Consider the following 20,002-nt stretch of genomic DNA (forward strand, 5'->3'; position numbering starts at 1 on the left):
ATTCTCGGAAGAATCCCTTTCGGACCCTCCGGGCAGGCGGCCGCCTGCCCGCGGTCTACCATCGTGCGTAGTAGATGCTGCGCGCTGCTGCGACCCGAGGAGTTATTGCGTGAGCGTTCGCGGGCGCGTCGCGCCGAGTCGAGTACCGAGCCGGGTGGAAGGCACGGTCTTGGCGTACCTGGCGCTCACCAAGCCGCGGGTGATCGAACTGCTGCTGGTCACCGCGATACCGGCGATGCTGCTCGCCCACCGCGGCACCGTGAATCCGCTGCTGATCCTGAACACGCTGATCGGCGGGATGCTGGCGGCCGGCGGCGCCAACACGCTCAACTGCGTGGCCGACGCCGACATCGACAAGGTGATGAAGCGCACGGCGCGCAGGCCGCTGGCGCGCGCCGCGGTGCCGACGCGCAACGCCCTGATATTCGGGCTGGTGCTCACCGCCACCTCGTACTTCTGGCTCTGGTGGACGACGAACCTGCTATCCGGGCTGCTGGCCATGGCGACCGTCGCGTTCTATGTGTTCGTCTACACGCTGTTCCTCAAGCGCCGCACGTCGCAGAACGTCGTGTGGGGTGGGGCGGCCGGCTGCATGCCGGTGATGATCGGCTGGTCCGCGGTCACCGGCACGATCGCCTGGCCTGCACTGGTGATGTTCGCGATCATCTTCTTCTGGACGCCGCCGCACACGTGGGCCCTGGCGATGCGTTACAAGGACGACTACAAGGCGGCCGGCGTCCCGATGCTGCCCGCGGTGGCCACCGAACGACAGGTCACCAAGCAGATCCTGATCTACACCTGGCTGACGGTGCTCGCGACGCTGGCCCTGGCGCTGGCAACCGGCTGGTTGTACGCGGCGGTCGCCCTCCTGGCCGGGGTTTGGTTCCTGGCGATGGCCCATCAGCTGTACGCCGGCGTGCGCGCCGGCGAGCCGGTCAAGCCGCTGCGGCTGTTCCTGCAGTCGAACAACTACCTGGCGGTGGTGTTCTGCGCGCTGGCGGTCGACTCGGTGATCGCGCTCCCGACGCTGCGCTAGCCGCTCACGGCAGCAGCACGATCGAGCCCGTCGTCTTGCGGCCCTGCAGGTCCTGGTGCGCGCGCGCCGCTTCGGCGAGCGGGTAGCGCCCGCCGACCTCGATGGTGATGCCGCCGCCGGCGATCGCGTCGAATAGTTCGCCTGCGCGCCAATGGAACTCGTCGCCGGTGCGGATGAAGTGCACCAGCGACGGCCGGGTCAAGAACACCGATCCGGCCGCGTTGAGGCGCTGCGGGTCGAACGGCGGGACAGGTCCGCTGGCGGCGCCGAACAGCGCCAGGGTCCCGCGCACGGCCAGGCTGGCCAGGCTGGCGTCGAACGTCGTCGCGCCCACGCCGTCGTACACCGCGGCCACCCCGACGCCGCCGGTCAGTTCGCGAATCCGCTGGCCGAACTCAGCGGCGTCGTCAGGGTAGGGCAGCACCTCGTCGGCGCCGGCCTGTCGGGAGATCCGCTCCTTCTCCGGCGTGGAAACGGTCGTGATCACCCGCACGCCAAGGGCTTTCGCCCACTGCGTCAGGATCAGGCCGACGCCGCCGGCGCCGGCATGCACCAGCACGGTTTCGCCGTCCCGCACGGGATACACCGACTTGAGCAGGTAGTGCGCGGTCAGGCCCTTCAGCATCACCGAGGCGGCCACCTCGGACGTCACGCCGTCGGGCACCTTCGCGGTCAAAGCCGCTGGGGCGGTGGCGAATTCGGCGTAGGCACCGGATGCCGCGGCGGTGCCCACCCGGTCACCCGCGCTTAACCCGTCGACACCGTCGCCCGTGGCGACCACGGTGCCGGACGTCTCCTGGCCGAGGACGAACGGCACCTCGCGCGGGTACTGCCCGGAGCGGAAATACGTGTCGATGTAGTTGACGCCGATTGCCTCGGCCTTGATCAGGACCTCGCCGGGACCGGGGGTGGGCTCGGGGACGTCGACGTAGCGCAGGACTTCCGGACCACCGGTTTCGCTGACTTCGATTGCGTGCATAGGGATATCATGCCCGGGCATGAAGCTGGCCCGGCCGGACGTGTTCCATCCGCACATCGTGCTGGCGGGTGGTCCGCGACACCCCGACGATGCGGGGCTGGTGCCCGCGCTGCGAGCCCGTGGGCTGCACGCCCGCTGGCTGCCCTGGGACGACCCGCAGACCGTCGGCGCTGACCTGGTGATCCTGCGCCGCGCCCCCGACCGGAGCGACGACTTCCTCGCCTGGATGCGCCGCGTGCGCCACCTGCTCAACCCGCCGGACGCGGTCGAGTGGAATCTCGGCGAGCGATACCTGCGCGACCTGGGGGACGACGGGGTGCCCGTGGCGCCGGGTGGGACGGCGCAGTCGGCGTTGGTCTTTCTTGGCGGGGAGCGGTCGCACGCGTGGCCGGTCGAGCCGGAGTTCGAGGCGTGGGACCTCGGCTACGCCGCCATCGCGTCGGCCGCCGGGCGCGCCGGAATCGGCTCGCGCGACCTGCTTTACGCGCGTGCCGACCTGGCGGGGCACCGACTGGTGCGGCTCGACCTGGTCGCGCCGGCGCTGGGCTGGTCGCACCTTGACGCCGATACCCGTGCGCGCGCCCAGCGCGAGTTCGCCCTCGCGGTGGAGTCAGCCTGCGAGCGGCTGGGGCTCGGTCCGTTCTCGCATCGACGCCCATAGGGCCGCGGTCGCCGCCGTGCAGGCCGCCGCGCCGGCTACGTGCACCGCGACCAGGGCGGCGGGCACCCCCGTGTAGTACTGCGCGGTGCCGACGGCGGCCTGGGCGCACACCAGGGCGACCAGCACGCCCAGCCGCAGCCGGATGGCCCGGCCGGCGCCGACGGCCAGCAGCCCGAAGCCGAGCCCGACCAGCAGCGTCAGGTAGGAGACCAGCAGCGACGAATGCGCGTGCACCAGCGTGGTGATCTCGACTTTCAGCCGGGGCACCGTCCGGCTGGGGCTGCGGTCGCCCGCGTGCGGGCCGGCGGCGGTCACCAGCGTGCCGGTGACCAGCACCGCCGCCAGGTTCACCGCGCTCAGCGCCGTCAGCGCGCGCAGCGGCCGCGCCACCCTGTCGCGGACCACGCCGTCGTCGGGCTCACCGACCTTGACGTAGAGCAGCACCGACAGCCACACCATCGTCATCGACGTCAGCAGGTGGACGGCGACGGTCCACCACAGCAACCCGGTGCGCACGGTGACGCCGCCGATCACCGCCTGCACCACCGTCGACACGGGCATCAGCCACGCGTAGACCAGGACCTCGGTGCGCCGGCGCGCGCGGGTCACGACCAGCACGGCCAGCGCGGCGGCGATCACCACGGCGAAGGTGATCATCCGGTTGCCGAACTCTACGGCCTGGTGGATCCGCGGCACCTCGGCCACGGCGACCGGGGTGAAGCTGCCGGGGAAGCACTGCGGCCAGGTGGGACAGCCCAGGCCCGAGGCCGTGACGCGCACGATCGCGCCGGTGACGGCGATGCCGCCCTGGGTGAGGATGACGAGCGCCGCGACGGCCCGCTGGGTGCGCAGGCTGGGGTCGGGGAGCAGGTCCACCAACCGCCGCAGCGTTCGTCGTAGCACCGCCCGATGGTAAGCCAATCAAAACTACGGCCTGTAGTAAGCCCAGGTGTCGTGGGCCGGCCCCGGCCGTCTAGGTGAAGCGGAACCAGCGCAGCGCGGCCAGCGCGGCCAGCGCGCCCCACACCGCCAGCACGACGAGCCCGAACCAGTCGACCGACAGCGTCATCGCCTGCGAGAGCGCCTCGGTCAGCGCGCCCGACGGGGTCAGCCGGGCCGCCCACTTGACCGCCGTCGGGATCACCTTCATCTCCACGGTCAGCGCGCCGAGGCCGGCGAAGACGAACCACATCAGGTTGGCGACCGCGAGCACGATCTCGGCGCGCAGCGTCCCGCCGAGCAACAGCCCCAGCGCCGCGAAGCCCGCCGTTCCCAGCGCGATGACCGCCGCGCCCAACAGCAATGCCGCGGGCGCGGGTCGCCAGCCCAGCGCAAAACCGATGGCGCCCAACAGGATTGCCTGCAGGAACACCACCGTGACCACCGCCAGCGACTTTCCGGCGATGATGCCCCAGACCGGCAGCGGGGTGGCCCCGAGCCGTTTCAGCGCGCCGTAGCGGCGATCGAACGCGACGGCGATCGCCTGCCCGGTGAATGCCGTCGAGATGACCGCCAGGGCCATGATGACCGGGACGAACGTGGCGGCGCGGTTGCGGCCGAAGTCGCCGAACGGCAGCAGGGTCAGCCCGACCAGCAGCGTGATCGGGATGAACATGGTCAGCAGCAGCTGCTCGCCGTTGCGCAGCAGCAGCTTGAGCTCCAGCCCGAACTGCGCGGCGAGCATCCGCGGCACGGCGCTGGGGCGCGGATCGGGTTTGAAGGTCCCCGCGGGGAAGGTATCCGACTGGGTCAAGGCCGTAGCTTCCTACCGGTGAGGTCGAGAAAGACGTCCTCGAGGCTGCGTTGCTCGACGCGCATGTCGGTGGCCAGCACGTCGATCTGCGCGCACCACGCCGTGACGGTCGCCAGCACCTGCGGGTCGACCGGGCCCTCGACCAGGTACTCGCCCGGCGTCACCTCGGTGGCCTTGTAGTCCTCCGGCAGCGCGGCGGCCAGCAGGGACAAGTCGAGGCGCGGGGGCGCGGTGAACCGCAGCTGGTCCTTGGCGCCCGCCCGCATCAGTTCGGTCGGGGTGCCCGACGCCACCGTCACCCCGTGGTCGATGATCACCAGCCGATCGGCGAGTTCCTCGGCCTCCTTGAGTTGGTGAGTGGTCAGCACCACGGTCACGCCGTCGCGGCGCAAGGCGTCGATCAGCTCCCACACCAGCAGCCGGGCGTGGGCGTCCATGCCGGCGGTGGGCTCGTCGAGGAACACCAGCTCGGGCCGGCCGACCAGCGCGCAGGCCAGCGCGAGCCGCTGCTGCTGCCCGCCGGAGAGCCGCCGGTAGGTGGTGCGGGCGGCGTCGGTGAGGCCGAGGGTGTCCAGCAGCCATGCGGGGTCCAGCGGCTCGGCGGAGTAGGCGGCCACCAGGCTGAGCATTTCGCCCGCCCGCGCCGCGGGATAGCCGCCGCCGCCCTGCAGCATCACCCCGATGCGCGCGCGCAGGCGCGCGTTGTCGGCGATGGGGTCCAGGCCGAGCACCTGGATGGTGCCGGCGTCGGGGCGCACGAAGCCCTCGCACATCTCGACCGTCGTGGTCTTACCGGCGCCGTTGGGCCCGAGCAGGGCCAGCACCTCGGCGGCGTGCACCTCCAGATCGAGGTCGGAGACCGCCGTAGTCGAGCCGTATCGCTTGGTGACCCCGCGCAGCCGCACGACCGTGTCGGGCGTATCGGGGAGCGGGCTCACGTGGAATCAGCGTAGGCGTCGGGCTTCGGGGTCTCGGCAGGAGCCGGTGCGGGCAGCTTAATCACCGCCTCGCCGTTGGTTTCTCGGCCGTTCGGCTGCAGCTGGCGCCACGGCAGGCGGGTGTACGTCACAGCGATCAGCACCGCCACGATCAGGCTGCTGGCCAGCGTGGCGTCCACGATCTGAAACAGGGCGAAGCGGTCGCCGTTGGCCGTCGGGCCGAAGATGCCGACGACGAGGGTGATGACGATCACCGCCACCCGGAAGCCCGGGCGCGTCGCCCAGGCAGCCAGCGGGATGATCGCCCACAGCAGATACCAGGGCTGCACCACCGGGAAGAGCAACACGCAGATGCCCAGCGCGACCCCCAGGCCGCCGATCGGATGCAGCCGGCCGCGGAAGACCGCCACCAACAACCAGGCCACCAACACCATGATGATCAGCACGCCGATGCCACGGGTCAGCGCCAGCACCGCGGTGGTGTGATCGCCCAGGCCCAGCAGGATGCCCACCTGCCCGGTGCCCAGCGCCAGCAGCGTCGGCGGCGACATCCAGCTGCGCACGACGTTGGCGGTTCCCAGCGTGTAGATCCAGCCGAAGCCCAACCCGCTGGCCCAGCCGACCAGGGCCATCACCGCCAGCGCCAGCGCCGCCATCCCGCCGCCCGCCAGCAGCAGGGCGCGCAGGTTGCCCCCGCAGCGGTAGGCCAGCGCCATCGTGACGAAGCCCAGTGCCAGCAGCGACGGCAGCTTCACCTGCGAGGACAGGGTGATCAGAATCGCGCCCGCGAGCAGCATCCCCAGCGGTTCCCATTCCGGGCCCGGCCGCCACGAGGTGGGCAGCAGTCGCGGAGAGTCGATGCCGCGCAGCGCGAACTCGGCGCCGGCTAGCATCAGCCCGAGCATCAGCGCCTCGTTGTGGACCCCGGCGACCAGGTGCATGATCAGCAGCGGATTGGCGGCCCCCAGCCACAGCGCGCTCACCTCGGCGACGCCGCAGCGCCGGGCCAGCCGCGGGGTAGCCCACACAATCAGGCCCACGCCGACGAGCACCACGAGCCGGTGGCACAGCACGGCGGCGACGATGTTCTCACCGGTCAGCGACGAGATGCCGCGCCCGATCCACAGGAACAACGGGCCGTAGGGCGCCGGGGTCTCGCGCCACAGGGTGGGCACCGACAGCGTGAACACGTGGCCGAGACCCAGCCCGGAAGCCGGGCCCACCTTGTAGGGGTCGAGCCCCTCCAGCGAAATCTGGCTCTGCGCCAGGTAGGAGTAGACGTCCTTGCTGTACATCGGCGGCGCGATCAGCAGCGGCAGCGTCCACAGCAGCAGGGTGCGGTCCAGGTCGCCGCGCGACATCCGCCGGTTGCCCAGCGCGAACCGGCCCAGCATCAGCCAGGCCAGCGCCATCATCACCGCGCCCGTCGTCGTCATCGTCAGCGACACCGTCTGGATGCGCGACGGCAGGTTGAGTAGCCGGACCCCGAAGGTGGGGTCCTGCACGACGGGCCGCGCCCCGGCGCCCAGCGCGCCGATCGCCATCAGGACGGTGCCGGTGGCGCCGAACAGCCGGGTGCGCTGCAGCGCGGTGAGCTCGGTATCGTTCAGCGGCGAACCCACCGCTTGCTCGTCGCCGTGCAGGCTGGCGATCGACGAGCTCAGCGTGTGGTGGCGGGCTGCCATCAGAGCAGCGTAGCCGTCCAGATATGTGACCAGCGCAACGTGCGGACAGGGGACCCTTGGTAGACCGATCCCCGGAATTGCGTCACACTGGTGTTGTGAAAATCCGAACCCGCCTCGCTGAGGTGCCCGCGGCTCCCGTCGGCGCCGCGGTGCCGGATGGTCACACCCGCCGCGCCATCGTGCGCCTGCTGCTGGAATCCGGATCGATCACCGCGGTCGAGATCGGTGACCGGCTCGGCCTGACCCCCGCCGGCGTGCGGCGCCACCTGGACGCGCTGATCGAGGCGGGCGACGCCGAGTCGGTGGCCGCCGAGCCGTGGCAGCAGGTGGGCCGCGGGCGCCCCGCCAAGCGCTTCCGGCTGACCGGCGCCGGCCGGGCCAAGCTCGACCACGCCTACGACGACCTGGCGGCGGCGGCCATGCGCCAGCTGCGGGAGATCGGCGGCGAGGACGCCGTCCGCACGTTCGCCCGCCGGCGCATCGACGCGATCCTGGCCGGCGTCGAGGCGGCCGGCAGTCCCGACGACGACGCGGTCGAGGCCGCCGCCGAGCGGGTCGCCGGCGCGCTGACCAAGGCCGGTTACGTCGCCACCACGACCCGGGTGGGCGGGCCGATCCACGGGGTGCAGATCTGCCAGCATCACTGCCCGGTGTCGCACGTCGCCGAGGAATTCCCCGAGTTGTGTGAGGCCGAGCAGCAGGCCATGGCCGAGGTGCTCGGAACCCACGTGCAGCGGTTGGCCACCATCGTCAACGGAAACTGCGCCTGCACCACCCATGTGCCCCTGACCCCGGCGCCCAGCCCGCGCCCCGAAATCACCAGCCAAGAAGGAGCGTCGTTATGACCCTCACGCCCGAGGCCAGCAAGACTGCAGCCGCGCCGCTGACCCAGGAGGAGGCCATCGCCTCCCTGGGCCGGTACGGCTACGGCTGGGCGGACTCCGACATCGCCGGCGCCAGCGCGCAGCGCGGGCTGTCCGAGGCGGTGGTGCGCGACATCTCGGCGAAGAAGAACGAGCCCGAATGGATGCTGCAGACCCGGCTCAAGGCACTGCGCATCTTCGAGCGCAAGCCGATGCCGAACTGGGGCTCCAACCTCGAGGGCATCGACTTCGACAACATCAAGTACTTCGTGCGCTCCACCGAGAAGCAGGCCGCGACGTGGGATGACCTCCCCGAGGACATCCGCAACACCTACGACCGGCTGGGCATCCCCGAGGCCGAGAAGCAGCGGCTCGTTGCGGGCGTCGCGGCGCAGTACGAATGCCTGGCAGGTGACATGTTGGTCTGGACTGCCAACCGCGGGCAAGTCCCGATCAAGGAGATCGCATACGGCGACCGCGTGTTCGCCTACGACGAGGATGCGGAGCGACTCGTCGTCGCCCCGGTCAAGGCGTCGGCGCAAACCGACACCCGGCTGACCTATGCAGTCAAGACGACCCGTCGCAGCATTCGCGCAACCGACAACCACCCGATGCTGGTATTGCGTGACGAACGCAAGCCGGGTCGGCAACGCCGCCGGTATGCGCGACGGTGGGTGAATGTCGGCGATATAAAGCCGGGTGATCTCATTGCTGTGCCACGGCAGGTACCTCAATTTGGTGTAAGCGCTGAATTGCCAAGCGTTGCCGGGTTCCAATCACCTGCAACGAGTTCCGTGGACCTGATGTGGCTGCTGGGGCTCTATATAGGTGACGGCAACCTGCATCTGTCGACAAGGACGTACCGCGTTCAGTTCGCCATCCCGGCAACCGATGTCGAGCTGCGGGCCGAGTTGGCGCGCGTCGTGCAGGACTTGTTTGGGCTCCGTTGCATACAGGCCGACGAGTACCGCGTGGTCGTGAACTCCAAGGCGCTAACCGAATTGATTGTCGAGCTTGGCTTCGGCGGCCTGTCGCTAACGAAGCGGGTCCCGGACTGGGTTTACGGCGTGCCTGTCGATCAGCGGCTGGCGTTCCTCGGCGGCTGGGTCGATGCCGATGGGTATGTAAGCCCGGATAAGAGCGGTTCGATCCTGTTGACGTGTGCCAACGAGGCGCTAATCGGTCAAGCCCGTGAACTCGCCGAGCTGTCCGGAGTGCGTGCGGCAGGGCCGTGGTCGTTCACTCAGCCGTATCGGCATGCGCCAGAGCGCATGCAAATCGCTTGGCGGCTGGGTATTTCGGGCGACTTCGAGCAGCTCGGGTGCCGCAACCCGAAGCGAACCGACCGCTTCGGCCGTCGTCGCTACATGCATTCATCCAACAGTTCGCACGGGACGACGATCCGGGTACACTGCAACGACTGGCTCGGATTTGAAAGGGTCCAGTCGATCGAGCCGTATGCCGTCGAGCCGGTGTACGACATCGAGGTTGACGGACCACACAACTTCGTCGCCGAAGGCCTAGTGGTGCACAACTCCGAGGTTGTTTACCACCAGATCCGCGAAGACCTTGAGGCGCAAGGGGTTATCTTCCTCGACACCGACACGGGCCTGCGCGAGCACCCCGAGATCTTCAAGGAGTACTTCGGCACCGTGATCCCGGCCGGGGACAACAAGTTCTCCGCGCTGAACACCGCGGTGTGGAGCGGCGGCTCGTTCATCTACGTGCCGCCGGGCGTGCACGTCGACATCCCGTTGCAGGCCTACTTCCGGATCAACACCGAGAACATGGGCCAGTTCGAGCGGACGCTGATCATCGTCGATGAGAACGCTTACGTTCACTACGTCGAGGGCTGCACCGCGCCGATTTACAAGTCGGATTCGTTGCACTCCGCGGTGGTGGAGATCATCGTAAAGCCCGGTGGCCGTTGCCGTTACACGACCATCCAGAACTGGTCGGGCAACGTCTACAACCTGGTCACCAAGCGGGCCCGCGCCGAGGCCGGCGCCACCATGGAGTGGGTCGACGGCAACATCGGCTCGAAGGTGACCATGAAGTACCCGGCGGTCTGGATGACCGGCGAGCACGCCAAGGGCGAGGTGCTCTCGGTGGCGTTCGCCGGCGAGGACCAGCACCAGGACACCGGCGCGAAGATGCTGCACCTGGCGCCCAACACGTCGAGCAACATCGTGTCCAAGTCGGTGGCCCGGGGCGGCGGCCGCACCTCCTACCGCGGCCTGGTGCAGGTGAACAAGGGCGCGCACGGGTCACGCTCGAGCGTGAAATGCGATGCGCTGCTGGTCGATACGATCAGCCGCAGCGACACCTACCCCTACGTCGACATCCGCGAGGACGATGTCACGATGGGCCACGAGGCCACCGTGTCGAAGGTCAGCGACAACCAGCTGTTCTACCTGATGAGCCGCGGGCTGACCGAGGACGAGGCGATGGCGATGGTGGTCCGCGGCTTCGTCGAGCCGATCGCCAAAGAGCTGCCGATGGAGTACGCGCTGGAGCTCAACCGGCTGATCGAGCTGCAGATGGAAGGCGCGGTCGGGTAGTGACTGCCGCTCTGAATAAGGGAGAGCTGTTCGCCTCCTTTGACGTTGACGCGTTCGAGGTTCCGCATGGGCGCGACGAGCTGTGGCGGTTCACCCCGCTGCGCCGGCTGCGCGGGCTGCACGACGGTTCCGCGAACGCCACGGGGCGGGCGGGAATCGAAGTGGCCGAGCGGCCCGGCGTGCGGGTAGAGACCGTCCGGCGCGGCGACGAGCGGCTCGGTCAGGCCGGTGCCCCCGCCGATCGGGTTGCCGCCCAAGCATTTTCGTCGTTCAACTCCGCGACTTTGGTCACCGTCGGCCGGGACACCCGGATCGCCGAGCCGATCGCCGTCACCGTCACCGGGCCCGGCGACGGCGCGGTGGCCTACGGGCACCTGCAGATCCGCGTCGAGGAGCTCGGCGAGGCGGTGGTGGTCATCGACCAGCGCGGCGGCGGAACCTATGCCGACAACGTCGAATTCGTCGTCGACGACGCCGCCCGGCTGACGGTCGTGTGGATCGCGGACTGGGCCGACGACATGGTGCACGTGAGCGCGCATCACGCCAGGCTGGGCAAGGACTCGGTGCTGCGCCACGTCGCGGTCACGCTGGGCGGTGAGGTTGTGCGGATGTCGGCCAATGTGCGGTTCTCCGGCCCCGGCGGGGACGCCGAGTTGCTGGGCCTGTACTTCGCCGACGACGGCCAGCACCTGGAGTCGCGGCTGCTGGTGGACCACGCGCGGCCCGACTGCCGCTCGAACGTGCTGTACAAGGGTGCGCTGCAAGGGGATCCGGATTCGGCGCTGCCCGACGCCCACACGGTCTGGGTGGGCGATGTGCTGATCCGCGCCGAAGCCACCGGCACCGACACCTTCGAGGTGAACCGCAACCTGGTGCTCACCGACGGGGCGCGCGCCGATTCGGTGCCTAACCTGGAGATCGAGACCGGCGAGATCGCCGGCGCCGGCCACGCCAGCGCCACCGGGCGTTTCGACGACGAACAGCTGTTCTACCTGCGCTCGCGCGGCATCCCGGAGGATCAGGCCCGCCGCCTGGTGGTCCGCGGGTTCTTCGGGGAGATCATCTCGAAGATCGCGGTGCCCGAGGTGCGCGAACGCCTGACCGCAGCCATCGAAACCGAACTGGCCATCACGGAGAAAACCACCACATCATGACGACCCTTGAAATCAAAGACCTGCACGTCAGCGTCGACGACCCGAACGCCGCCGAGGGGGAGCGGGAGATCCCGATCCTCAAGGGCGTGGACCTCACGGTGAAATCCGGTGAGACGCACGCCCTGATGGGCCCCAACGGTTCCGGCAAGTCGACGCTGTCCTACGCGATCGCGGGCCACCCCAAGTACCGGGTCACGTCCGGGTCGATCACGCTGGACGGCGAGGACGTGCTGGCGATGAGCGTCGACGAGCGCGCGCGGGCCGGGATATTCCTGGCGATGCAGTATCCCGTCGAGGTGCCGGGCGTCTCGGTTTCCAACTTCCTGCGCTCGGCGGCCACCGCCGTGCGCGGCGAGGCGCCGAAGCTGCGCCACTGGGTCAAAGAGGTCAAGGGGGCGATGACGGCCCTCGAGATCGACCCGGTCTTCGCCGAGCGCAGCGTCAACGAGGGTTTCTCCGGCGGCGAGAAGAAGCGCCACGAGATCCTGCAGCTGGAACTGCTCAAGCCCAAGATCGCGATCCTCGACGAGACCGACTCCGGGCTGGACGTCGACGCGCTGCGGGTGGTCAGCGAGGGCGTGAACCGCTACGCCGAAACCGAACACGGCGGCATCCTGTTGATCACGCACTACACCCGCATCCTGCGCTACATCCACCCGGAGTACGTGCACGTGTTCGTGGGCGGCCGCATCGCCGAGTCCGGCGGCCCGGAGCTGGCCGACGAGCTGGAGCAGAACGGGTACGTGCGCTTCTCCCAAGCGGCGGCCACCGGGGCCTGACCATGTTGGACGTCGCGGCCGTCCGTGCCGACTTCCCGATCCTCAAGCGCATCATGCGCGGGGGAAATCAGTTGGCATACCTCGATTCCGGCGCGACCTCGCAGCGTCCGCTGCAGGTGCTCGACGCCGAGCGGGAGTTCCTGCTGACCTCCAACGGCGCGGTGCACCGCGGCGCGCACCAGCTGATGGAGGAGGCCACCGACGCCTACGAGCAGGGCCGGTCCGACATCGCGGCCTTCGTCGGCGCCGACGCCGACGAACTGGTATTCACCAAGAACGCCACCGAGGCGCTCAACCTGGTGTCATACGTCCTGGGCGACAACCGTTTCCAGCGTGCCGTCGGGCCCGGCGACGTCATCGTCACCACCGAGCTCGAGCACCACGCCAACCTGGTCCCGTGGCAGGAGCTGGCCCGGCGCACCGGGGCGACGTTGCGCTGGTACGGCGTGACCGATGACGGGCGCATCGATCTCGACTCGCTCCAGCTCGACGAGCGGGTCAAAGTCGTTGCGTTCAGCCACCATTCCAACGTCACCGGGGCGCTGGCGCCGGTGGGCGAACTGGTCGGCCGCGCCAAGGCCGTGGGCGCGCTGACCGTGCTGGACGCCTGCCAGTCGGTGCCGCACCAGCCGGTTGACTTCCACGCCCTCGACGTCGACTTCGGCGCGTTCTCGGGCCACAAGATGTTGGGCCCCAACGGGATCGGCGTGCTGTACGGGCGTGGCGAACTGCTGTCCGCCGCGCCCCCTTTCCTCACCGGCGGGTCGATGATCGAGACGGTGACCATGGAGGTCAGCACCTACGCGGCGCCACCGCAGCGCTTCGAGGCCGGCACCCCGATGACCTCCCAGGTGGTCGGATTGGCCGCCGCCGCACGCTACCTCGGCGCGATCGGCATGGACGCCGTGGAAGCCCACGAGCGCGAGCTGGTGGCCGCGACCATCGAGGGCCTGTCCGGCATCGACGGCCTGCGCATCGTCGGCCCGACGTCGACGGAGAACCGGGGCTCGCCGGTGGCCTTCGTCGTCGACGGCGTGCACGCCCACGACGTCGGCCAGGTGCTCGACGACGACGGCGTTGCGGTGCGGGTGGGTCACCACTGCGCGTTACCGCTGCACCGCAGGTTCGGCGTGGCGGCGACCGCGCGGGCGTCGTTCGCGGTCTACAACACCCTCGACGAGGTGGATCGCCTGGTAGCCGGCGTGCGACGCGCGCTGGATTTCTTTGGGAGAGAGTGACGTTGCGTCTCGAACAGATCTATCAGGACGTGATCCTCGATCACTACAAACATCCGCAGCACCGCGGGCTGCGGGAGCCGTTCGGCGCGCAGGTGTACCACGTCAACCCGGTCTGCGGCGACGAGATCACCCTGCGGGTCGCCCTGTCCGATGACGGCGAAACCGTCACCGACGTCTCGTATGACGGGCAGGGCTGTTCGATCAGCCAGGCGTCGACGTCGGTGCTGACCCAGCAGGTGATCGGCCGCAGCGTCGGCGAGGCGCTGAAGACCCTCACCGCGTTCAGCGAGATGGTGTCCTCGCGCGGCACGATCGAAGGCGACGAGGACGTGTTGGGCGACGGGGTCGCCTTCGCGGGAGTCGCCAAATATCCGGCGCGGGTGAAATGCGCGCTGCTGGGGTGGATGGCTTTCAAGGACGCACTGGCTCAGGCGAGTGCGGGTTTTGAGGAGGACCAGAAATGAGCGAAACCACCGCACCGAGCGACGAGTTCCTCGCCGACGTGGAGGAGGCGATGCGCGACGTCGTCGACCCCGAACTGGGCATCAACGTCGTCGACCTCGGGCTGGTTTACGGCCTCAACGTGGAAGAGGGCGACGAGGGGACCGTCGCCCTGATCGACATGACGTTGACGTCGGCGGCCTGCCCGCTGACCGACGTCATCGAAGACCAGTCGCGCAGCGCGCTGGTCGGCAGCGGCCTGGTCGACGACCTGCGGATCAACTGGGTGTGGAACCCGCCATGGGGCCCCGACAAGATCACCGAGGACGGGCGCGAACAGTTGCGCGCCCTCGGCTTCACCGTCTAGGCGCCGCCCGGGCGGGCGGCGGCCCCGTCGAGCAGGATCTCGACGAGGCATTCGGGCATGTCGTCGGGGATCGGCTCGTCGGAGAACAGGACCCGGCCCTGCAGCGGCGTCAGCAACATCCCCAGCACCAGCCGCGGGTCGGCTTCGGTACGCAGGTCCCCGCGCGCGACGCCGCGCTGCACGACGGGCGTGAGCGCCTCGATGCGGCCCTCCCAGAAGGCGAGGCGCGCCCTGTCGTAGTCGGGATCGGCGCGCAGGGTTCCCGCGTAGAGCACCGCCTTCCCGGCCGCGGAGTTGAGGTACGCGGCGAGGGAGCGGGCGACGGCCAGCAGATCGTCGCGGGTGGATCCGGTGTCCGGGTCGGGGATCGAATGGGCGCCGCGCGTCAGCATGGCGTCGACCAAGAGGTTTTCCCGGGTAGTCCAGCGGCGGTAGACGGTCGTCTCGTGGACGCCGCACCGGCGCGCCACGCCCGCGACCGTCGCGGCCTCGACGCCGTTCTCGACGAGTTCGTCGAACGCGGCGTCCAGCACGATCTGGCGCACGTGTTCCCCGCGCCGGTGCGACACAGCCGATGCCATGCGCCCGAGTCTATCGCAACTCATCTTGCGTTACGCGCCGCCGAGTGAGAGGCTATTGCAAGTCAACTTGCGATAAGGGAATGGCCATGCGATTTATGTTCGACACCGACGAGTCGTTCTCGTTCGAGACGTTGCGGGCCGTCGGATACACCGTCTACGGCGGGGCGGACATCGGTGAGGTGATGGCCACCGCGGCGCGGATCACGCCGGGCGACTGGGAGTCCTGGCACCGGGAATGGAAAGCCATGGCGGACCGGATCGCCGGCATCGCCGACGATTGTGCCGCCAAGGGGCACTCGGTCAGCGCCAGCAGCGCCTACCTGCGGGCCGCGAACTACTACCGGACTGCCGAGTTCTACCTGCGCGACGACCCGGTCAACGACCCGCGGGTGGCGGACACCTCGGCGCGCGCGATCAAGGCGTTCCGGGCCGCGCCCGAGGTCGGGGAGCACTGGCAACGGGTCGGCATTCCCTACCAGGGCATCGAGCTGAGCGGCTACTACCTCAATGTCAGCGGCGACGAGCCCGGCCCGACGCTGGTCGCGCACGGCGGCTTCGACTCGACGGTCGAAGAGATGTTCTTCGCCGTGGGGGAGGCGGCCCGCAGGCACGGCTGGAACTGCCTGATCTTCGAGGGCCCCGGCCAGGGGGCGGCGCTGCGGGTCCACAAATTGCCGTTCCGCCACGACTGGGAGGCCGTGGTCACCCCGGTTCTCGACGTCGCCGTCACGCTGCCCGGGGTCGACATCCACCGGATCGCGCTGCTCGGGATGAGCATGGGCGGCTACCTCGCCCCGCGGGCGGCGGCGTTCGACAAGAGGATCGCCGCGTGCGTCGCCTACGACGGCGTCTTCGACTTCGCCTCGGCGCTTCCGCCCACCGCGGTGATCGACGCGGCGATCGCCCACCCCGACCAAGTGCCGACCTCCTTGCGCTGGGCGCTCCTCAACGGCCTGTGGACGCTCGGCGTCGCGGACATCGGGGAGTTGGCCGACGCATTCGCCAAGTACGACCTCACGACCGTCGTTGACCAGATCACCTGTCCGACGCTGGTCTGCGAGGCCGAACGAGACCAGTTCTTCCAGGGGCAGCCGCAAAAGCTCTACGACGCGCTGCGCTGCCCGAAGACGCTGCTGAAGTTCACCGCCGCCGAGGGCGCCGAGGAACACTGCCACGAGGGCGCGATGACCCTGTTCCATCAGCGGCTGTTCGACTGGCTCGACGAGACCCTCGTCGGCTAGAGGTGGAAGGGGGGATCACCCGCGCGGCTTGCCCGGGCATTTACCGTCGACGGCCGCCCGCACGTTGATGCTCGTCGCCTGCAGCGTGCCGCCGTTGTCCAGGCTGCCGCGCGCGGTGACGCACTTGCCCTGCGCGATCGCGTCGGGCGTGGCGGTCGCCAGCTTGGAGTACTTGGTCTGATCGTCGACGGTCACCGGCGTCTGCGTGCTGTTACCGCTAGCGTCGGTGCCCGCGACGGTGATGGTGTTCCCGGCCACCGAAGCGACCGAGCCGACCAACGGCTTCGGCTTGGCGGGCGCCGGCGACGGCGAACCCGGGGGCGGCGTGGTGGTGGAACTTTGCCCGGATCCTTTTGCCGGGGGGCAGGTGCCGTTGACGGAGGGGCTGACCCGGACCGACGCCGCGGTTGTCGGCTGCCCGCTCTGGATCTCCTTGGTGGGCCGCACGGTGACGCAACTCCCCTGGCTGACGTCGCTCAGCGTGGCCGGGCCCACCTCCGTGACCTTGGTCGTGGACGTGAAGTTGACGGCGGCGCTGCTGTTGTCGTACTTGGTGACCCGGATCGAGTTGCCCGCCACCGACGCGATCAGGCCGCTGACCTTGGCTTCGCCCTGGGCGGGCGGCTGGGACGTGGTCGTCGAGGTGACCGTCGAGGTAGAGGTGGACGTCGACGTCGGGCTCGATTGGTTCGACGAACCGCAGGCGGCGACGGACAGCGCGGCGGCGCCCGTGGCGGCGAGGATGGCGAATCGGCTTGCTGATATCAACGTTTCCCCCATTCGTGAGTTGGACCACGAAAAGGTGTACCCGCTCGAGCTGTGCCGGAACTGTGAACAGTCAGAACGCGTCTTCGGACACCCGCATGATGTCGTCGTCGATGGACTCGAGGACCCTGCGCTGCGCGGCCAGCCTGGGCAGCATGTTCTTGGCGAAGAACGTCGCCGTCGCGATCTTGCCCTGGTAGAAGCTCTTGTCGCTCGCGGAGGGCGCGTCGGCCAGCGCGGCCCGGGCGACGCCGGCCTGCACCAGTAACCGCCAGCCGATGACCAGGTCGCCGACCGCGAGCAGGTAGCGGACCGAGCCCAGCCCCACCTTGTAAATCTCGGTCGGGTGCTGGGTGGCCGACATCAGGTAGCCGGTCAGCGCGCCCGTCATCGCGGTGACCTCGTCGAGCGCGGCCTGCACCAGCTCGGCCTGCGGTTTGAGTGCCTCGTCGCAGGTGTCGATGGTCTGGCTGATCCGTGCCACCAGGAACTGCAGCGCCTGGCCGTGGTCGCGGACGATCTTGCGGAAGAAGAAATCCAGCGCCTGGATGGCGGTGGTGCCCTCGTAGAGCGAATCGATCTTGGAGTCGCGAATGTACTGCTCGAGCGGATAGTCGACCAGGAAGCCCGAGCCACCCAGCGTCTGCAGCGACTCGGTCAGGATCTCGTAGGCCCGCTCCGAGCTCACCCCCTTGACGATCGGCAGCAGCAGGTCGTCGATGCGGTGCGCCATGTCGGCGTCGGCACCCGAAACCCGTTGCGCCACAGCCGCATCCTGGTGCGCGGCGGCATACATGTAAAGGGCGCGCAGCCCCTCGGCGTACGCCTTCTGGGTCATCAGGCTGCGACGCACGTCGGGGTGGTGCATGATCGTCACCCGCGGCGCGGTCTTGTCGGTCATCTGGGTGAGGTCGGCGCCCTGCACGCGCTCCTTGGCGAAGGCCAGCGCGTTCAGATAGCCCGTGGACAGGGTGCCGGCGGCCTTCACCCCGATCGTCATGCGGGCCTGCTCGATCACGGTGAACATCTGCGCGATCCCGTTGTGTACATCGCCGACCAGGTAGCCGACCGCGGGCACGTCGCCGTCGCCGAAGGTCAGTTCGCACGTCGGCGAGGATTTGATGCCCATCTTGTGTTCCAGCCCGGTGGCGAAAACCCCGTTGCGGGAACCTAATTCGAACGTTTCGGGGTCGAACAGGTACTTGGGCACATAGAACAGGCTCAACCCCTTGGTGCCCGGGCCGGCGCCCTCCGGGCGGGCCAGCACGAGGTGGAAGATGTTCTCGGCGGTATCGCCGACGTCGCCGCCGGAAATGAACCGCTTGACGCCCTCGATGTGCCAGGTGCCGTCCGGTTGCTGGATGGCCTTGGCGCGGCCCGCCCCGACGTCGGATCCGGCGTCGGGCTCGGTGAGCACCATGGTGGCCTGCCATCCGCGCTCCACGCCCACCGCCGCCCACTGGCGTTGCTGTTCGTTGCCCTCCTCGTAGAGCGCCTGCGCCATGAACGGGCCGAAGTTGAAGAAATTCGCCGACGGATTGGCGCACAGGATCATTTCGTTGACCGCCCAGGCCAGCGGCGGCGGCGCGGGCATGCCGCCGATCTCCTCCGCCAGGCCCAGCCGCCACCACCCCGCCTCCTTGATCGCCCGCACCGTCTTGGCCAGCTCGTCGGGCACGCTGATCGAATGCGTGGCCGCGTCGAACACCGGCGGATTGCGGTCGGCGGCGGCGAAGGACTCCGCGACCGGCCCCTCCGCCAGCCGCGCGGCCTCGGCCAGGATCGTTCGGACGGTGTCCTCGTCAAGGTCGCTGAAACTTCCGGTGCCGAGCACGGCACCTAGCTCAAGAACCTCGAACAGGTTGAACTCGAGATCGCGGACGTTAGCGATGTAGTGGCCCAACGCATTCCCCTCCACTTAGGCCGATCAACCCGTTCGTCGGGCTCAGTCTCTCCGAGTGGGGAAAACGTACGCAACCGTAACCTGGGCGGTTACCCGTTCTTGCCCTTCATGCCGAACAGCAGCCCACCATTGCCCCCGAGACCGGGCGTGCCCAGAGCGTGGCCGCCGTTGCCGCCGTTGCCGACCAACAGCGCGTTGCCGCCGTTTCCGCCGTTGCCGGTCACCGTCCCGCCGTTGCCGCCGTCCCCGCCGTTGCCCACCAGGCCGGCCTGGCCGCCGACCCCGCCATTGCTGGTGGTTCCGCCGCCGCCGCCGGCGCCGCCGTCGCCGACCAAGAACCCGCCGGCTCCGCCATTCCCGCCGCCGCCGAAGGAAAGCGAGTTGCCCCCGAGGCCACCGTTACCTAGCAGCCACGCCCTGCCCCCCGCGCCGCCGCCGGCGAAGCCGGCGCCGCCGCCGCCGCCGTTGCCCCACAGGAACCCGCCGTTGCCGCCGGCGCCGCCGGTCCCGCCGGGCCCTCCGGCGGCGCCCAGGCCGCCGTTGCCGATGAGTCCGGCGTCGCCGCCCTTGCCGCCGGCCGGGACGGCGGCGTTGCCGGCCGCACCGTTGCCGCCGTTGCCGAACAAGATGCCGCCGTCCTCGCCGTTCTGGCCGGGCGCGGTGCCGTTGTTTCCGTTGCCGATCAGCGGGCGGTTGAACAGCGCCCGGCTGGGTGCGTTGATCGCGTCGAACAGCGGCTTCAAGGGGTTGGTGTTGGCGGCTTCTGCGGCGGTATAGGCCTGCGCGCCGCCGACCATGTTTTGCACGAATTGGTCGTGAAAGGCCGCAACCTGGGCGCTCAGCGCCTGATAGCTCTGGCCGTGCGCCGCGAACACCGCCGCGATGGCGGAGGACACCTCGTCGGCTCCCGCCGAGGCCAACGTGGTCGTCTGGGCTGCCACCGCGGAATTGACCTCGCTGATTGTCGAACCGAGGCGCGCCAGATCGTCGGCTGCCCCCGAAACCAACGCCGTATCTGCGACCAAAAATGACATCTCGGACCTCCCCGGTGAAGTGT

At 69.3% G+C, this 20,002-nt stretch carries 18 protein-coding genes and 1 pseudogene; 10 read left to right on the forward strand and 9 right to left on the reverse strand.

What is annotated here, in order from left to right:
* Positions 1 to 109 precede the first annotated feature (109 nt).
* Complete coding sequence (locus tag AC5Y2S_RS08460; protein WP_499955383.1) at positions 110 to 1,036, forward strand: heme o synthase; 927 nt, start codon at positions 110 to 112, stop codon at positions 1,034 to 1,036.
* Positions 1,037 to 1,040: 4 nt separating this feature from the next.
* On the opposite strand, the gene AC5Y2S_RS08465 is transcribed toward AC5Y2S_RS08460, so the two are convergent.
* A complete protein-coding gene (locus AC5Y2S_RS08465; protein WP_499955385.1) occupies positions 1,041 to 2,015 on the reverse strand; it encodes a quinone oxidoreductase family protein in 975 nt (324 codons plus the stop codon).
* 19 nt (positions 2,016 to 2,034) lie between these two features.
* Here AC5Y2S_RS08465 and AC5Y2S_RS08470 point away from each other — a divergent pair, with 19 nt between their 5' ends.
* A complete protein-coding gene (locus AC5Y2S_RS08470; RefSeq protein WP_499955387.1) occupies positions 2,035 to 2,676 on the forward strand; it encodes a DcsG N-terminal domain-containing protein in 642 nt (213 codons plus the stop codon).
* On the opposite strand, the gene AC5Y2S_RS08475 is transcribed toward AC5Y2S_RS08470, so the two are convergent.
* The 4 genes from AC5Y2S_RS08475 to mptB form a co-directional block, all read right to left on the reverse strand.
* On the reverse strand, positions 2,626 to 3,579 hold the full coding sequence (locus AC5Y2S_RS08475) for a COX15/CtaA family protein (RefSeq protein WP_499955389.1): 954 nt from the start codon (positions 3,577 to 3,579) through the stop codon (positions 2,626 to 2,628). The genes AC5Y2S_RS08470 and AC5Y2S_RS08475 overlap by 51 nt on opposite strands.
* A 70-nt stretch (positions 3,580 to 3,649) precedes the next feature.
* The gene (locus tag AC5Y2S_RS08480; RefSeq protein ID WP_499955391.1) at positions 3,650 to 4,429 is read right to left on the reverse strand and encodes an ABC transporter permease; all 780 of its coding nucleotides are present in this window, start codon (positions 4,427 to 4,429) and stop codon (positions 3,650 to 3,652) included.
* Positions 4,426 to 5,367 carry an ABC transporter ATP-binding protein gene (locus tag AC5Y2S_RS08485; RefSeq protein ID WP_499955393.1) on the reverse strand — a complete coding sequence of 314 codons (942 nt, stop codon included), beginning with the start codon at positions 5,365 to 5,367 and terminating at the stop codon, positions 4,426 to 4,428. The genes AC5Y2S_RS08480 and AC5Y2S_RS08485 overlap by 4 nt, the downstream gene beginning before the upstream one ends.
* Positions 5,364 to 7,052, reverse strand: a complete 1,689-nt coding sequence (gene mptB / locus AC5Y2S_RS08490; RefSeq protein WP_499955395.1) for a polyprenol phosphomannose-dependent alpha 1,6 mannosyltransferase MptB — start codon at positions 7,050 to 7,052, stop codon at positions 5,364 to 5,366. Before mptB ends, AC5Y2S_RS08485 begins: the two co-directional genes overlap by 4 nt.
* Before the next feature lie 56 nt (positions 7,053 to 7,108).
* Between mptB and AC5Y2S_RS08495 the strand changes: the two genes are divergently transcribed.
* The 7 genes and pseudogenes from AC5Y2S_RS08495 to AC5Y2S_RS08525 all read left to right on the forward strand — a co-directional run bounded on the left by AC5Y2S_RS08495 (position 7,109) and on the right by AC5Y2S_RS08525 (position 14,455).
* On the forward strand, positions 7,109 to 7,897 hold the full coding sequence (locus AC5Y2S_RS08495) for a helix-turn-helix transcriptional regulator (protein WP_499955397.1): 789 nt from the start codon (positions 7,109 to 7,111) through the stop codon (positions 7,895 to 7,897).
* A complete protein-coding gene (sufB, locus tag AC5Y2S_RS08500; RefSeq protein ID WP_499955399.1) occupies positions 7,894 to 10,476 on the forward strand; it encodes a Fe-S cluster assembly protein SufB in 2,583 nt (860 codons plus the stop codon). The genes AC5Y2S_RS08495 and sufB overlap by 4 nt, the downstream gene beginning before the upstream one ends.
* A complete protein-coding gene (sufD, locus tag AC5Y2S_RS08505; RefSeq protein ID WP_499955401.1) occupies positions 10,476 to 11,630 on the forward strand; it encodes a Fe-S cluster assembly protein SufD in 1,155 nt (384 codons plus the stop codon). Before sufB ends, sufD begins: the two co-directional genes overlap by 1 nt.
* On the forward strand, positions 11,627 to 12,409 hold the full coding sequence (sufC, locus tag AC5Y2S_RS08510) for a Fe-S cluster assembly ATPase SufC (RefSeq protein ID WP_499955403.1): 783 nt from the start codon (positions 11,627 to 11,629) through the stop codon (positions 12,407 to 12,409). Before sufD ends, sufC begins: the two co-directional genes overlap by 4 nt.
* Positions 12,410 to 12,411: 2 nt before the next feature.
* Entirely contained in the window at positions 12,412 to 13,647 is a 1,236-nt protein-coding gene (locus AC5Y2S_RS08515) for a cysteine desulfurase (RefSeq protein ID WP_499955405.1), read from the forward strand.
* A pseudogene (sufU, locus tag AC5Y2S_RS08520) lies at positions 13,644 to 14,127 on the forward strand (Fe-S cluster assembly sulfur transfer protein SufU); the annotation flags it as partial. The gene AC5Y2S_RS08515 and the pseudogene sufU, both read left to right, overlap by 4 nt.
* Positions 14,108 to 14,455: a metal-sulfur cluster assembly factor gene (locus AC5Y2S_RS08525; RefSeq protein ID WP_067014712.1), complete on the forward strand. Its 348-nt coding sequence runs from the start codon at positions 14,108 to 14,110 to the stop codon at positions 14,453 to 14,455. The pseudogene sufU and the gene AC5Y2S_RS08525, both read left to right, overlap by 20 nt.
* Here the strand turns inward: AC5Y2S_RS08525 and AC5Y2S_RS08530 are convergent.
* Complete coding sequence (locus AC5Y2S_RS08530) at positions 14,452 to 15,036, reverse strand: TetR/AcrR family transcriptional regulator (protein WP_499955407.1); 585 nt, start codon at positions 15,034 to 15,036, stop codon at positions 14,452 to 14,454. The two genes, AC5Y2S_RS08525 and AC5Y2S_RS08530, sit on opposite strands and share 4 nt — an antisense overlap.
* An 86-nt stretch (positions 15,037 to 15,122) precedes the next feature.
* Between AC5Y2S_RS08530 and AC5Y2S_RS08535 the strand changes: the two genes are divergently transcribed.
* Positions 15,123 to 16,277 (forward strand): alpha/beta hydrolase family protein, encoded by a 1,155-nt coding sequence (locus tag AC5Y2S_RS08535; protein ID WP_499955409.1) that lies wholly within the window; start codon positions 15,123 to 15,125, stop codon positions 16,275 to 16,277.
* A 15-nt stretch (positions 16,278 to 16,292) separates the two neighbouring features.
* On the opposite strand, the gene AC5Y2S_RS08540 is transcribed toward AC5Y2S_RS08535, so the two are convergent.
* From AC5Y2S_RS08540 to AC5Y2S_RS08550, 3 genes are all read right to left on the reverse strand, one after another.
* Positions 16,293 to 17,057 carry a DUF5666 domain-containing protein gene (locus tag AC5Y2S_RS08540; protein ID WP_499955411.1) on the reverse strand — a complete coding sequence of 255 codons (765 nt, stop codon included), beginning with the start codon at positions 17,055 to 17,057 and terminating at the stop codon, positions 16,293 to 16,295.
* A 58-nt stretch (positions 17,058 to 17,115) separates the two neighbouring features.
* The gene (locus AC5Y2S_RS08545) at positions 17,116 to 18,945 is read right to left on the reverse strand and encodes an acyl-CoA dehydrogenase (RefSeq protein WP_499955413.1); all 1,830 of its coding nucleotides are present in this window, start codon (positions 18,943 to 18,945) and stop codon (positions 17,116 to 17,118) included.
* Positions 18,946 to 19,034: 89 nt separating this feature from the next.
* Positions 19,035 to 19,979, reverse strand: a complete 945-nt coding sequence (locus tag AC5Y2S_RS08550; protein ID WP_499955415.1) for a PE family protein — start codon at positions 19,977 to 19,979, stop codon at positions 19,035 to 19,037.
* Between the last annotated feature and the right edge of the window lie 23 nt (positions 19,980 to 20,002).

Source organism: Mycobacterium sp. NGS69 (assembly GCF_059812165.1).